Source organism: Paraburkholderia sp. CHISQ3, assembly GCF_030464945.1.
Taxonomy (GTDB): domain Bacteria; phylum Pseudomonadota; class Gammaproteobacteria; order Burkholderiales; family Burkholderiaceae; genus Paraburkholderia; species Paraburkholderia megapolitana.
In genome coordinates, this window is record NZ_JALPRG010000006.1 from 45,238 (window position 1) to 59,037 (window position 13,800).

The following is a 13,800-nucleotide window of genomic DNA, read 5'->3' on the forward strand; positions in this document are numbered from 1 at the left end:
GGAGGGGTATTTTTTTGTCCGCGCTGTTCCGCGCGGGGCTCCCTTCCGATCAGCTCAGCTTGCAGAAAATCGCTGTAATGAACGGCGCGACGTGATGCACGATGGCGCTGCTGCCGGCCTGCGTGACCGCGGCCCGAACCTTGTCCGTTCCGCCGAACACCACCGCGCCATACGCTGACTTCGCAAGCGGCTCGCCGTCGCCGTTACGGAACATCGGATCGTCCTTCTCGAATCCGACAATCGCGACAACGCGAAACCCATACGCGGTCAGATCGGCCCCGTGCGCGGGGTTGAATGCGTTGATCGAATTGCTTTCGACGCGGTTCGGTTTCGGGTCGATCAGTTGCTGGTCGGCGAGATCCGCGATAAAGCGATGGGCGGACTCGTTGCACGCGAGCGGCGCATCGAGTGCGACGGCGTGGGCGAGTAGCGGGGCGGCGGTGAGCAGGGCCGCGAAAAGCGATAAAAAGGCGCGTTTCATGACGGTAGGATGACACGTTCGCCATGCGCCGGCATGTGTCGGCGCGGCGGTTGCGCCGCCCACGGACGGCATAAGGCGGCGCAGCGGGCTAGGGAACGGGCCGCAGAACGGGATGCGGCACTTTAAACCAGGTTCGGTAATTTACGCTTTCTGCCGGTATTGGGCATGCTTGCGCAACGCAGTTTTCACAAAAAAAGACGCGCGTAAAAGAGCAAGTTTTTGCGATCCCGTATATATTTCCGGGTTATGAAATCGCGACCACAAACTCCAAATAACGTTCCCGCGCCCAGGACATGGGACGCGCGCCTCGCCCGCCGGCTGGTTACGCCGCTGGTCGACACCTGGATCACACCGAACCATCTGACCACCCTGCGCCTGCTGATCGGCCTCGCAGGCGCGCTGTGCCTTGCGCGCGGCGGCTTTGCCTCGACCAATGCGGGCGCGCTGCTGATCGTCCTGTCGAATTTCGTCGACCATACCGATGGCGAACTGGCACGGATCAGTGGGAAAACGAGCCGGATCGGTCATTTTTACGATCTCGCAGCCGACGCGTTGGTCACCGTACTGTTGTTTCTCGGTTTCGGTTTTGCGGCTGCGGCCGCTGCGGCCCATGGCGCAACGGCGACTGCGTTCGTCGTCTCGCCGGTGCTGATGGGCGCCGTAGCGGGCATCGCTGTCGCGCTGATTTTCTTCCTGCGCATGCGTATCGAGGACAAGGAAGGCAAGGCGGGAACGAAGCAGGCGTCTATGGGCGGATTCGAGACCGAAGACGTGCTGTATCTGCTGCCGATCGTGACCGTGACCGGCTCGATTACGCCGTTCCTGATCGCCGCCGCGATCGGCGCGCCGCTCTTCGCTGTCTGGGTCGTGATCGACTATCGCCGGGTCATGCGTCGTCCGCAAGGAGCCGCGCACACCCGTCTGAACGTGGGTTAACCGATGAGTACGCCGATTCAGGACGACGTGTTCGTCGAGACCACTTCTGCGCTGCCGGCTGGCAGCAACCAGCCGCCGCGCCCAGCTTCCCCCGCACCCGATCCGGACCGCGCGGTTGCTTCGCGGACCCGCCAGTTCGATAACGCCAGGCTGCGCCAGGATTTCGCCGATCAGGGCGCGTTTCTGTATCTGGACGATTTTCTCGCCCCCGAGGTCACCGCGCAGCTCGCGCAGAGCGCGCGTGATCTGCTCGTCGAGGTGAATCGCAATTACCTGCCGGGCCACAAGCAGGGTGGTAGCGTGAGCCGCCATACGATCGACCGGCTCGCGCCGTTCATCGCGCAGCTGTATCGCTCGAAGGAACTGATCGGCTGGCTCGAACAGATGAGCGGCGATCGTCTGCAGGTGTCGCCGGCTGACGACCCGCATGCCTACGCGCTGTACTACTACACGCGACCGGGCGACCACATCGGCTGGCATTACGACACGTCGTATTACGACGGCCGTCGCTACACGGTGCTGCTCGGTGTGATCGACGAGTCGTCGTGCCGTCTCGATTACGAGCTGCATACGCGCACCCCCGACATCGCCGATCAGCCCGGTTCGGTGCAGATTCCGCCGGGCGGTCTGGTGTTCTTCGATGGCGACAAGCTGCGCCATCGCATCTCGCCGGCCGGCGAGAACGAAATGCGCGTGTCGCTGACGTTCGAATATGTGACCAATCCGAATATGCGTCCGTGGCGGCGTTTCATTTCGAACATGAAGGACGCGATTGCGTATTTCGGTTTCCGCCAGGTCTTCCGTCAGTTGATGAAGCGCAGCGGGGACACCGCGTGACCCGCGCCGCCATGATCCTGCTGTCGATCGGGGCAGCGCTGTTCGTTGCGCTGCTCGCGTGGCAGGGGCTCGGCTCGGTCACCTCGACGCTGCTCGCCGCCGGGTGGGGGCTCGCGCTCGTCGCGGCGTTCCACGTCGTGCCGCTCGTGCTCGACGCGGCCGCGATCTCTGTGCTGGTCGACCGGCGCCGCGATGGCGTGACCGAACGCGACACGTTGTACGCGCGCTGGATCGGCGAGTCGGTGAACAGCTTGCTGCCCGCGGGACAGATCGGCGGTCCGGTGGTGATGGTGCGCATTCTCGCGCAGCGTGGCATGCGGATGCGCGATGCGGCTGCGGCAATCACGGTCAGCACGACCTTGCAGGCACTCGCGCAGATTGTCTTCGCACTGCTTGGCCTCGGACTGTTCGGCGTCTATGCCGCGCACGGCGCGCTGCAGGACTTGCGCACCGCGACGATCGTCGCGACCGGCGTGCTCGGCGCGATGATCGTGATGTTTTATATCGCGCAGCGCCGCGGTCTGTTCGGCCGCATGCTGCGCGTCGTGTCGAAGGTGTTCGGCAAGCGCGACTGGTCGTCGCTGATGACCCGCGCCGATGCCGTCGATGCCGCCGTACACGAGCTTTATCGCAACCGCGGGCGCGTTGCCGCGAGCTTCGCCTTGAGCCTGGTGGGCTGGATTGTCGGTACCGCGGAAGTGTGGCTCGCGTTGCACTTTCTCGGTCATCCGGTCGACTGGATCGATGCGCTGCTGCTCGAAAGCGTGGGGCAAGCCATCCGTGGCGCAGGCTTCGCGATTCCGGGCTCGCTCGGCGTGCAGGAGGGCGGTTACCTGCTGCTCGCGCCGCTCGTCGGCCTGCCGCCCGATGCCGCGCTCGCACTGTCGCTTGCGAAGCGCGCCCGCGAATTACTGCTCGGTTTGCCGGGCCTGCTGTTTCTGCATTTCAGCGAACGAAGCTGGCAGCGGCGCCGCTCGACGAGCGTGCCGGCTGTCGACTAACTCTTTTTCAAAGGACCGCCCATGCGCGCCATCATTCTTGCAGCGGGTCTCGGCCTGCGTCTCCAGCAGCCGGCGGGCGAACAGTTTCCGAAGTGTCTGCTGCAGTTCGACGGCATGACGTTGCTCGAACGTCATCTACAGATGCTCGAAGCCGCCGGCGTCGAAGACGTCGTGCTCGCACTCGGCTTCCAGCCCGAAACCGTCAGAACGGAATTGAAGCGCATCGGCTGGCCGCGCGACGTCGAGATCGTGCTGAATCCGCGCTACGACCTTGGTAGCGTGCTGACCGTGCACACCGTTGCCGATGCGCTGACGCGCGGCGGCGACGTGCTGCTGATGGACGCCGATGTGCTGTACGACGAACGCATCCTGAGCGCGCTGGTGGCGGGCGAAACGGTCAACCGTCTGCTGATCGACCGCGATTTCGAAACCGGCGACGAGCCCGTCAAGCTGTGCCTGAAAGACAGCGTGCCGGTCGAACTGCGCAAGCAGCTCGCGGTGAACCTCGAGTACGACACGATCGGTGAATCGGTGGGCTTTTTCCGCTTCCGCGAAGAAACCGCGCGCCGTTTTGCGCAGATCGTCGCGGGGTATGTCGACAGCGGCCGCTCGAACATGCCGCACGAAGAAGCGGTGCGCGACCTGCTGCTCGAACGCAGCCAGGTGTTCGATACCGCCGATGTCACCGGCGCACCGTGGATCGAGATCGACTTCCCGAACGACGTCGAACGCGCCACGCGCGAAATTCTTCCGCAGCTTCAACCGCTCGTCAGCGCACCGCGCTGAGGCGTTGTCCGCTCATACGTAACTGCTCCTTCGCGTCGCCCGGCTCGGTCCGGGTGACACCCGCGTTTCCCGTTTCGCCCGCTGCTGTTCCTCTCTTTCGATGCCGCTTGCCTTAGGCGCCTTCATTGTCCCGCTGATCGTCGCGTGTGCGATGTTCATGGAGAGTGTCGACTCCACGGTGCTCGTCACGTCGCTGCCGGCGCTCGCACGATCTCTCGGCCACGATCCGATCACGATGAAGCTCGCGATCACGGCCTACGTGATTGGACTCGGTGTGTTCATTCCGGTGTGCGGCTGGGTGGCCGACCGCTTTGGTTCGCGTACGGTGTTTCGTACCGCGATCGGTATTTTTATCGCCGGGTCGCTGCTGTGCGCGGCGTCGACCTCGCTCGGCATGTTCATCTTTGCGCGCTTTGTGCAGGGTATCGGCGGCGCGATGATGGTGCCGGTCGGGCGCATCATCATCTTCCGCTCGGTGCCGAAGTCGGATTTCCTTCGTGCGGTCAACTATCTGACGATACCTGCGTTGCTCGGTCCGGTGATCGGGCCGCCGCTCGGTGGCTTCATCACCACCTATCTGCACTGGCGACTGATTTTCTTCATCAACATTCCGATCGGCGTGCTCGGCATCTGGCTCGCGAACCGGCACATCGCGAACGTGCGCGAAGCGCATCCTGGGCGACTCGACTGGTTCGGGTTTGTGTTGTCCGCGGGAGGGGCGTCGCTGTTCATGCTGGGGCTGTCGCTCGTGGGCGGCGAACTGGTGTCGAATTCGCGTTCGATTGCGATGTGCGTGGCCGGCGGTGTGTTACTCGCCGCGTACTGGTGGTACGCGCAGCATGCCGTGCGACCGGTGCTCGATCTGAGCTTGTTGCGCATTCCGAGTTTCAACGCGAGTGTGCTCGGCGGTTCGCTGTTTCGTATCGGCCTCGGCGCGGTGCCGTTTCTGCTACCGCTCGCGTTGCAGGAAGGGCTCGGGATGAGCGCATTCAAGTCGGGCTCGATTACCTGCGCGTCGGCGTTCGGTTCGATGTTCATGAAGACGGTCGCTTCGCGCGTGTTGCGCCGCTATGGCTTTCGAACAGTGCTGATGTACAACGCGGTGTTCGCAGGCGCTGCGATTGCCGTGTACGGGCTGTTCTTTCCCGGCACGCCGCACTGGGTGATCTGGATTGTGGTGCTGCTGGGCGGCTTCTTTCCGTCGCTGCAGTTCACGAGCCTTAACACGCTGGCGTATGCGGATATTCCGGGCGCCGACGTCGGACGCGCGACGAGCGTTGCAAGTGTCGTCCAGCAGATTTCGCTGGGGCTTGGTGTGACGATCGCCGGGCTCGTGCTGCAACTGTCGCGCGATCTGCAGGGGCATACGACGGTTGCGTGGTCCGACTTCTGGCCGGCGTTTCTCGTTGTCAGTCTGTTTTCGCTCGCATCGATCCCAGTCACCGCGAAGCTGCCGCTCGGCGCCGGCGACGAGATCGCGCGCGGTAGCCGCGGTAGCAGCAGTACAGCGCATTAGTGGTAGCGTGTCCGCAGGACGGGGCGGCCGGTCTGGACACAGACGCAAGCTGCGCTACACCGATCCCATCCCGAGAAAATCATCCTGCGCAATCGATTCGATCCGGTTGCGTCCGCGTTCCTTCGCACGATAGAGCGCCTGGTCCGCTGCTTCGACGAGTTGATGCGCGGTGCCCGCGCCTGTCGAGCGAAACACCGCGATACCGACGCTGATCGTCACGAAATCGCCAAACGACGGTTCGTTCGGAATGCGGATCGCCCTGACGTCGGCCAGCATGTGCTCGGCCACGATGCGTGCACCGTTCTCGTCGGTGGCCGGCAGGATCGCCGCGAACTCTTCGCCGCCATAGCGCGCGAGCAGGTCGCCGCTGCGCGGCAGCGCCGCTTGCAACGCGCTTGCCACCGCGACGAGGCAGCGGTCGCCCGCCGGATGACCGTAGCGATCGTTGAGCTTCTTGAAGTGATCGATATCGATCAGGAGCAGGCCGAGCGGCAGTTGAGTGCGCGCAGCGCGGCTCCATTCGAGCGTTAGCGTTTGATCGAAGCATCGACGGTTCGCGGTATGCGTCAACGCGTCGGTGAGCACCATCTCTTCGAGGCGGTCCGTGGCATCCCGCAGCTCCTGCTGGGTCAGGATGAGCCGGCTTTGCAGGGACGTCGTTCGTATCGTGTAGACGATCAGCGCGGTGAGAATGCCGATTGCGCCGACAAGGTAATGATCGCGTATCAGCAGGATGCTTAACGCAAGCAGCGCCAGCGTATAGAAAATCGGGCTACCGTTTTCGATGACGACGGCAAGCGGGCGTTTCGCCGCTGCGACGTCGGCTTCGATGCGCGGCCCAGGATCGATCACGCATGCAATACCGAGCAGAAGAAACGGCACATCGACGATGACGTCGAGCACGACGTGGATGCTGGAAATGGCCGCCCAATAGTTGTACACGCCCGCGGTGAGCGCGTAGACCCATAGATAACCGCACAGGATCGCGTAGAACCTGCGGTCGTGGTCGCGCGGCTGCGCCAGAAGACGCAAGGTCGCCGCCGTGGCGAGAACGACATTCTCGATGTTGTAGGTGAGTACGAGGGTCGGCACCGAGATCGGGTCGAGCACATGGTCCGAAAACGGTGCGACGGAAAAGATCGCGATATAGGCGAGATAACCGGTCAACACCGCCTGGATGGTGTCCATCCACACAAGCAATGGGAGCTGCTGTTCGTTCGAAACGAATGAAATGGCGAGGAGTACGGGGACGCCATAGATGAAGAAACTGAAATCGGAGAACCACGCGACAGTCTGCGGCGTCTGCTGGACCAGATCTTCCCACGCGTTGAGTGCCACGCCGCACGTCCACAGCAACAGGCCTGCGCCAAGCAATACCCACGGTGTGCGCGACTTGCGCTGCTCGATGCGGGCGCGCCAGCCGCAACCGGCCAGCGCCAGCGCCGGCGCAAGAATCAGAAAAGGGTAGCTGACCTGCATCGCCGACGCTGGAAACACGACGACGCATAGCGCATGCGCGCCGAGAAACGACACAGCGAACAACGCAAGATGGAGCGGCTTTGGCGAACGACGCAAGGTTTCACCCCAGGACTCAAGCAAGGCAGGTGAAAGCCATCATGAAGCCGGATGGCGCTTCGGTTTCTCTGCTTCGGTTTTTCTTGTAGATGCCGGCAATCTCGACATATCTTAGCTTACGGCGTACGAAGCACGGCCTGAGGGCGATCGAACGTGTCTTTGCATCCTCGATCACCGGATGGATTTTGACAGCCGATAATTGCGTCCCATCTGAAACCAGGAGTGTTCATGCAACGACGCCGTTTCTCCGCTTCGCTGGGTCTTCTCGCCGCGGCTGTATCGACAGGAAACCTGCCGGCCGGTGCTGCGCCGCGTGCGCAGGGTTCGAGCGCGACAGCGGCCGTTGCACTGCGGCATTACCTGGCGCGAATCGCCGAACTCGATCGCGGCGGCCCGCAATTGCGCAGCATCATCGAACTGAATCCCGATGCAGCGACGATTGCCCGTACGCTCGATGCGCAACGTCGCGCGGGACACGTACGTGGGCCGCTGCACGGCAGCATCGTCGTCGTGAAGGACAACATCGCCACGGGCGACCGCATGTCGACGAGCGCCGGCTCGCTTGCGCTCGACGGCGTACACGCAACCCGCGATGCGTCGCTGATCGGCCGTCTGCGTGAAGCGGGCGTCGTGATCGCGGGCAAGACGAACCTGAGCGAATGGGCGAACCTGCGCTCGACACGCTCCACAAGTGGATGGAGCGCACGCGGTGGCCTCACGCGTAACCCGTATGCACTCGATCGCAATACGAGTGGCTCGAGTTCGGGTTCGGCGGTGGCTGTTGCCGCCGGTCTTGCCGACATGGCGGTCGGCACTGAGACCGATGGCTCGATCGTGTCGCCTTCATCGATCAATGGTGTGGTTGGGCTCAAACCGACGGTTGGCCGTGTGAGCCGCGACGGCATCATACCGATCTCGCACACGCAGGACACGGCAGGGCCGATTGCGCGCACCGTCACCGATGTTGCGCGACTGCTTGCCGCGATGGCCGGCACCGATCCGCTCGATCCCGCCACACAGCATGCACCGGCACCAGATAACTATCTGGCTGCGCTCGATCCGCACGCACTACGCGGCGCGCGTATCGGCGTCGCCCGCAACTTCTTCACGGGCCATGACGAAATCGACCAGCAGATCGAACGTGCGCTCGCGAAACTCGTTGCGCTCGGTGCCGTTCTTGTCGATCCGGTCGATCTGCCCAAGGTGAGCTACGGCGATGCCGAGCAGGCCGTGCTGCTGCACGAGTTCAAGCACGATCTGCCGTTATGGCTGAAGACGTTTGCGCCACATGCGCCGGTGCATACGCTCGCCGACCTGATTGCATTCAACGACGCACATCGCAAGCAGGAAATGCCGTACTTCGGCCAGGAGCAACTGACGCAGGCTCAGGCGCTCGGCGGGCTCGATAGCGATGTCTACCTGAAAGCGCTCGCTACATGCCGCAAGGCCGCACGCGATGATGGGATGGATCGTGTGCTACGCGAACATAAGCTCGATGCGATCGTTGCGCCGACGGGCGGGACAGCGTGGCTGACTGATTTTATTAACGGCGACAGCGGCAGCGATGGATTTTCGACGCCGGCCGCCGTTGCCGGCTATCCGCATCTGACTGTGCCTGCAGGCATGGTGCGCGGTTTGCCGATTGGTCTGTCGTTTGTCGGTCCCGCGTGGAGTGAAGCACGACTGCTCGCGCTCGGCTACGCATTCGAGCAGGCGACGCAGTGGCGTCGCGAGCCGAGCTTCCAGACGCGCACGGCGATACCGCCTTTAACGAGCTGACGTATCTGCGGGCGGCAAGATCACGACACGCTGCGTGCGGAATTGCCGCACGCACTCAGGGCTTCCAGCGGCTTCGCAAACAGGCAATTGGCATGTTATAAGCCCAAGACAGACTTTTCATGCCAACAGAGGAACTGTCATGGGGGACACCCAATGAAATTATTTGCAAGAGCCAGACTGTCTGCAGCCGCGCTCGCCACTGTCACACTGGTCACCGTTTCCGCTGGTTTCGTCGAAACCGCGCCGGCATATGCCAGGGCGCCTTCGAAGCCGCAACCCGCCATTCTCAATGCGTCGGCCGTCGCGGTCTCGGACAAGTACGCTGCCGATGCGGCCGAACAGATTTTCAACGAAGGCGGTAACGCCGTCGATGCCGCCGTCGCAATCGCATTCTCGCTCGCGGTGACATACCCCGAAGCGGGCAACATCGGCGGTGGCGGTTTCATGACGCTGTATGTCGACGGCAAACCGTACTTCATGGACTATCGCGAACGTGCCCCGCTCGCCGCGACGAAGAACATGTACCTCGACGATCAGGGCAACGTCATCAAAGGCAAGAGTCTGTTCGGCTATTACGCGGTCGGCGTACCGGGTACCGTGGCCGGCATGTCGGAAGTACAGCACCGCTTCGGCAAGCTGACCTGGAAGCAGGTTCTCGCGCCCGCCATCAAGTACGCGCGCGATGGCTTCGTAGTCGACGAAGCGCTGGCAAGTCGCCGCGAGGAAGCGGCGAAGGACTTCGCAGGCAAGACGAACTTCGACACGTACTTCGGCGCGATGAAGGCGGGCACGACGTTCAAGCAGCCCGATCTCGCCGCCGTGCTGACACGTATCGCGAACCAGGGTGCGAAAGATTTCTACCAGGGCAAGACGGCTGACCTGATCGCCGCATCGATGCGCGGTCATGGCCTCATCACGAAGCAGGACTTGCAGCAGTACAAGGCCGTGTGGCGTCAGCCGGTGCTGGGCACGTGGAACGGCTATGACGTGATCACCGCGCCGCCTCCGAGCTCCGGCGGTATCGGTCTGCTGCAACTGCTGCAGATGAAGGCCGACCTCGCGCCGGACTTCAAGGACGTCGCACTGAATTCACCGCAATACGTGCACCTGATCGCGGAAATCGAGAAGCGCGTGTTTGCCGATCGCGCGCAGTATCTCGGCGATCCGGACTTCTACAAGGTGCCGGTTGCACAACTCACCGACCCTGCGTACATCGCGAAGCGTGCGGCCGAAGTGAATCCGAATCAGCCGTCCGATACGAAGAGCGTCCAGCCTGGCCTCGGCACGTCGATGCCGGAGAAGGCGGAGACCACGCACTTCTCGGTGGTCGACAAGTGGGGCAATGCGGTGTCGAACACGTACACGCTCAACGGCTGGTTTGGTTCGGGCGTTGTCGCTGAAGGCACGGGTATCGTGCTGAACGACGAGATGGACGACTTCTCCGCGAAGCCGGGTGTCGCGAACATGTTCGGCGTGGTGGGCAGCGATGCGAACTCGATCGAACCGAAGAAGCGTCCGCTGTCGTCGATGACGCCGACCATCATGACGAAGGACGGCAAGGTGTCGCTGGTGATCGGTACGCCGGGTGGCTCGCGCATCTTCACGTCGATCTTCCAGGTCATCAACAACGTGTACGACTTCAACATGCCGCTGAAGGAAGCTGTTGCCGCGATGCGCTTCCATCACCAGTTGTTGCCGCCGAACACGATTTTCTGGGAGCCGTACAAGCCGATCGACGGCGAGCTCGCGCAGCAGATTGAAGCGAAGGGCTACAACCTGAAAGGCCAGGACTTCAGCGGCGATATTCAGGCGATCAAGATCAATGGCGATACGCCGGATGCGGCGGCTGACCCGCGCGGTCGTGGCGTGACGCGATTGATTCCCTAACGTCTATAACGCGCGTCTGAGCGTTCAATAGACAACGGCGTTCCGCAGTGATGCGGGACGCCGTTTTTGTCTGGTGCGTTGTCGTCGTATCAACCTGCCTGTTCGCTCGGCGTCACCGTAAGATCGAGCCGTTGCGCGCCGCGCAGGATAGTGACCTTCACCGGCCGGTCGATCCGCGATGCGTCGAGCGTGCGCTGCAGACTGTCGACGTCGCCGACCGGCTGCTCATCGATCGCCACGATGCGGTCGCCGGTATGCAATCCGCCGAGCTCAGCGGGGCTGCCTTTGACCACTTCCATCACATGCACGCCGCTCACCGATGCGAGACTGAAGTAGCGCTGCACGCGACGCGAGATCGGCGTCGTCGTGCCGGCCACGCCGATGTACGCGCGCCGCACGCGGCCGTGCGTGAAGATCTGCATGATCACCCACTTCGCGGTGTCGATCGCGGTCGCGAAGCAGATGGCCTGCGCGCCGGGGATGATCGCCGTATTCACGCCGATCACCTGGCCCGCCGAGTTGATCAGCGGGCCACCGGAGTTGCCCGGATTCAACGCTGCGTCGGTCTGGATCACGTCGTAGATCATGCGGCCGGAATTCGAGCGCAGTGAACGGCCGAGTGCGGAGATGACACCGGTCGTCACCGTCTGCGCGAGGCCGAGCGGATTGCCGACCGCGATTGCGATCTGGCCGACCTGCAGCTTGCTTGATTCGCCGAGATCGACGTGCGGCAATGGTTCGGCGGAACCGATGCGCAACACCGCGAGATCGCTGCTTGGGTCGTCGCCGACGAGATCCGCGTCGTAGGTGGCGCCTTCGGCGAGCGTTACGCGGATGTGCGTGGCGCCGTGCACGACATGGCTATTGGTGAGCAGATAACCGTCCGGCGTGAACAGAAAACCCGAACCGGTGCCGCCGCGCGTGCCGCGGCCGTGCGAATCGCCGGGCGTGTGCCGCTCGACGGAGATGTAGACGACGGCCTGGCGCACGCGCTCGAGCGCGCCGATGACCGTGCGGGAATAGTGATCGAGCAGGGCGGTGTCATCGAGCAGATGCGGCGTCGCGGCATCCGGCGCGGCGCCTGCGGCACCCGACAGATCGTCGATAAAACGGGGACGGCTTCCCATGGCGAAGCTCCGGATAAACGGGATCGCAGATGCGGGGTGGTTGGTGGGTTTTCAAGGGTGAGGCGACGGCGCCTCAAGCCAGATCCAGTTCCAGAAACTGCGTTCCTGCCACGGGGTTGTATACATAGGCCGCAATAGCCTGAAATCCAAGCGATGCATACAGTTGCTGCGCCGCGGCCATGTCCGGCAGCGTATCGAGGCGGATTTTCCGGTAGCCCGCTTCTTTCGCCACCTGGACGATACGCATCGCGAGTTGCCTTCCAAGCGACTGTCCTCTGCCCGCTGGGCGCACATAGAGGCGTTTCATTTCGCAGATGTCGTTGGCGAGCGGCCGCATGGCCACGCTACCCAGCACTTCACGACCGCTCCACGCAAGCAACACGCGGCCTTCAGGCTCCGCATATTTACCCGGAAGATCGGCCAGTTCCGCGGCGAAATTCTGAAAGTCGAGATCGACGGGAAGGCTCGCCGCGTACTCGCGAAAAATCGCGCGAACGGCTTCGAGATGCTCGGGAAACTGGGCGGCACGAATCTCTGTCATCGCCATTGATATGAAGCCGCGCGCACGAACTGCGCACGTGTCTGAGCGGGCAGCCAGGGGAATACGACATGCAGCGCGCGCTCGGCACACGCGCTGCATTCCTGCAAAGAGGCATCTTGCCAGTGACGCGCGTTGCACGCCTCCGACCAGATATCGCGGATCGTGGCGCGATCGCTCGCGGAGAGGTCCGGCTGGGCGATAGTCGATTCGTAGAATGCCCAGGGTTGCGCCCAGTTCGTAAAGGCATCTGCTGCGGCGATCACGGTTGATTCGCTCATCGGTTGTACTTCAGGTCGTCGCAATCAGAAACGCTTCTCCGTTCGCAGGCGGTCTGAACCCATCGGTTCTGCCAGCGAAGTAGCGCTCGATGAGGTCGGGTGCCGATACGCAGCGTGCCTCGCGGAAACCCGCTTCGCGGGCGAGTGCCAGCATCTCGGGCGGACTGAAAAAGCTGAGAAACGGTGTGCCGGACGCGCGTGCGGATTTCTCGACTGCTTTATACGTCGTGCGCTCATCAGGGGCGGCGAGATCGGGGGGCTGCAGGAATGTCATCGCAAGCGTGGAGCCTGGTGCGAGCATTGCGACCTGCCGCAGGGTGGCCGCGATCGCGTCCTTCGTGAGGTACATCGTGACGCCCGTCGACGCGACTAACGCAGGTCGGTTTGCATCGAAGCCTTCGGCGGCCAGTCGTTCCCACCACGATGCGCCTGCTTCGAAGTCGACCGGTACGAGGTGCAGCCACTCGGGGATGCCGAAACCGAGTTCGATCAAGCGCTCACGTTTCCATGCCTCTGCGCTGGGCTTATCGACCTCGAATATCTGCAGACGCGATGCGATCTCCGGCCGGCGCTGTGCAAAGGTGTCGAGGCCGGCGCCGAGTATCACGTACTGAGGGATGCCGCGATCGACCTGTTCGGCGACCAGATCTTCGACGAAGCGTGCGCGTGCCACGATTCCCGCGCGGAAGCCACGCGTGCCGTCCGGGTCCATGTCGGGACGCTGACGCCAGTCATCTCCAGGGGCCGCCAGTTGCAGGCCGAGTTCGTCTTCGATCACGTGCGGCGGCGCATCGGCCTGGACGTGTAAAGCACGCCATAGCGCAACCCGGACCGCCGTAGTGTCGGCGGCCGCTGTCTGCTTGTCGTCTTGCATGATGTGCGGTTTCCTTTTGGATGGATCCGGGTTGGCTCATCTCCGCTAGAGAGACGAAGCCTTCAGTCGTCTTCATCACCCATGAAAGCTACTATGCTAGCTAGCAATCGAGTAAATTATCAACCGGTCGTTTCGTAGGGCGCCGGGGCGTCTGAGCGCGTGCCCGACGGAATTCAATATCG

General features: G+C 62.9%; 13 protein-coding genes. 7 read left to right on the forward strand and 6 right to left on the reverse strand.

Annotated elements, in window-relative coordinates; translation table 11 throughout:
- Positions 1-49 precede the first annotated feature (49 nt).
- Positions 50-481, reverse strand: a complete 432-nt coding sequence (locus M0D65_RS15285; protein WP_266253446.1) for a hypothetical protein — start codon at positions 479-481, stop codon at positions 50-52.
- A gap of 246 nt (positions 482-727) precedes the next feature.
- Between M0D65_RS15285 and M0D65_RS15290 the strand changes: the two genes are divergently transcribed.
- The 5 genes from M0D65_RS15290 (at position 728) to M0D65_RS15310 (ending at position 5,557) form a co-directional block, all read left to right on the forward strand.
- Positions 728-1,417: a CDP-alcohol phosphatidyltransferase family protein gene (locus tag M0D65_RS15290; RefSeq protein ID WP_266253447.1), complete on the forward strand. Its 690-nt coding sequence runs from the start codon at positions 728-730 to the stop codon at positions 1,415-1,417.
- Positions 1,418-1,420: 3 nt separating this feature from the next.
- Positions 1,421-2,254 carry a 2OG-Fe(II) oxygenase gene (locus M0D65_RS15295; RefSeq protein WP_266253448.1) on the forward strand — a complete coding sequence of 278 codons (834 nt, stop codon included), beginning with the start codon at positions 1,421-1,423 and terminating at the stop codon, positions 2,252-2,254.
- Positions 2,251-3,255: a flippase-like domain-containing protein gene (locus tag M0D65_RS15300; protein ID WP_266253449.1), complete on the forward strand. Its 1,005-nt coding sequence runs from the start codon at positions 2,251-2,253 to the stop codon at positions 3,253-3,255. Before M0D65_RS15295 ends, M0D65_RS15300 begins: the two co-directional genes overlap by 4 nt.
- A 21-nt stretch (positions 3,256-3,276) precedes the next feature.
- Entirely contained in the window at positions 3,277-4,041 is a 765-nt protein-coding gene (locus tag M0D65_RS15305) for a phosphocholine cytidylyltransferase family protein (protein ID WP_266253450.1), read from the forward strand.
- A gap of 100 nt (positions 4,042-4,141) precedes the next feature.
- Positions 4,142-5,557, forward strand: a complete 1,416-nt coding sequence (locus tag M0D65_RS15310; protein ID WP_266253451.1) for an MFS transporter — start codon at positions 4,142-4,144, stop codon at positions 5,555-5,557.
- A gap of 54 nt (positions 5,558-5,611) precedes the next feature.
- Here M0D65_RS15310 and M0D65_RS15315 read toward each other — a convergent pair whose 3' ends face one another.
- Positions 5,612-7,132, reverse strand: coding sequence for a diguanylate cyclase (locus M0D65_RS15315; protein ID WP_266253452.1), 1,521 nt, complete (start codon positions 7,130-7,132; stop codon positions 5,612-5,614).
- 228 nt (positions 7,133-7,360) lie between these two features.
- Here M0D65_RS15315 and M0D65_RS15320 point away from each other — a divergent pair, with 228 nt between their 5' ends.
- A complete protein-coding gene (locus M0D65_RS15320) occupies positions 7,361-8,911 on the forward strand; it encodes an amidase (protein WP_266253453.1) in 1,551 nt (516 codons plus the stop codon).
- A gap of 153 nt (positions 8,912-9,064) precedes the next feature.
- Positions 9,065-10,798 (forward strand): gamma-glutamyltransferase, encoded by a 1,734-nt coding sequence (ggt, locus tag M0D65_RS15325; protein WP_091014860.1) that lies wholly within the window; start codon positions 9,065-9,067, stop codon positions 10,796-10,798.
- Between the two features lie 89 nt (positions 10,799-10,887).
- Here the strand turns inward: ggt and M0D65_RS15330 are convergent, their stop codons facing one another.
- The 4 genes from M0D65_RS15330 to M0D65_RS15345 all read right to left on the reverse strand — a co-directional run bounded on the left by M0D65_RS15330 (position 10,888) and on the right by M0D65_RS15345 (position 13,618).
- On the reverse strand, positions 10,888-11,925 hold the full coding sequence (locus M0D65_RS15330) for a S1C family serine protease (protein ID WP_266253454.1): 1,038 nt from the start codon (positions 11,923-11,925) through the stop codon (positions 10,888-10,890).
- Positions 11,926-11,998: 73 nt separating this feature from the next.
- Positions 11,999-12,466 (reverse strand): GNAT family N-acetyltransferase, encoded by a 468-nt coding sequence (locus tag M0D65_RS15335; protein WP_266253455.1) that lies wholly within the window; start codon positions 12,464-12,466, stop codon positions 11,999-12,001.
- A complete protein-coding gene (locus tag M0D65_RS15340; RefSeq protein ID WP_266253456.1) occupies positions 12,463-12,744 on the reverse strand; it encodes a hypothetical protein in 282 nt (93 codons plus the stop codon). Before M0D65_RS15340 ends, M0D65_RS15335 begins: the two co-directional genes overlap by 4 nt.
- Positions 12,745-12,754: 10 nt before the next feature.
- Complete coding sequence (locus M0D65_RS15345) at positions 12,755-13,618, reverse strand: class I SAM-dependent methyltransferase (RefSeq protein WP_266253457.1); 864 nt, start codon at positions 13,616-13,618, stop codon at positions 12,755-12,757.
- Between the last annotated feature and the right edge of the window lie 182 nt (positions 13,619-13,800).

Coding starts and splice junctions, on each gene's coding strand:
- M0D65_RS15335 (WP_266253455.1), bottom strand. CDS start 12,466: ATGACAGAGATTCGTGCCGCCCAGTTTCCCGAGCATCTCGAAGCCGTT.
- M0D65_RS15285 (WP_266253446.1), bottom strand. CDS start 481: ATGAAACGCGCCTTTTTATCGCTTTTCGCGGCCCTGCTCACCGCCGCC.
- M0D65_RS15305 (WP_266253450.1), top strand. CDS start 3,277: ATGCGCGCCATCATTCTTGCAGCGGGTCTCGGCCTGCGTCTCCAGCAG.
- M0D65_RS15330 (WP_266253454.1), bottom strand. CDS start 11,925: ATGGGAAGCCGTCCCCGTTTTATCGACGATCTGTCGGGTGCCGCAGGC.
- ggt (WP_091014860.1), top strand. CDS start 9,065: ATGAAATTATTTGCAAGAGCCAGACTGTCTGCAGCCGCGCTCGCCACT.
- M0D65_RS15310 (WP_266253451.1), top strand. CDS start 4,142: ATGCCGCTTGCCTTAGGCGCCTTCATTGTCCCGCTGATCGTCGCGTGT.
- M0D65_RS15295 (WP_266253448.1), top strand. CDS start 1,421: ATGAGTACGCCGATTCAGGACGACGTGTTCGTCGAGACCACTTCTGCG.
- M0D65_RS15345 (WP_266253457.1), bottom strand. CDS start 13,618: ATGCAAGACGACAAGCAGACAGCGGCCGCCGACACTACGGCGGTCCGG.
- M0D65_RS15290 (WP_266253447.1), top strand. CDS start 728: ATGAAATCGCGACCACAAACTCCAAATAACGTTCCCGCGCCCAGGACA.
- M0D65_RS15340 (WP_266253456.1), bottom strand. CDS start 12,744: ATGAGCGAATCAACCGTGATCGCCGCAGCAGATGCCTTTACGAACTGG.
- M0D65_RS15320 (WP_266253453.1), top strand. CDS start 7,361: ATGCAACGACGCCGTTTCTCCGCTTCGCTGGGTCTTCTCGCCGCGGCT.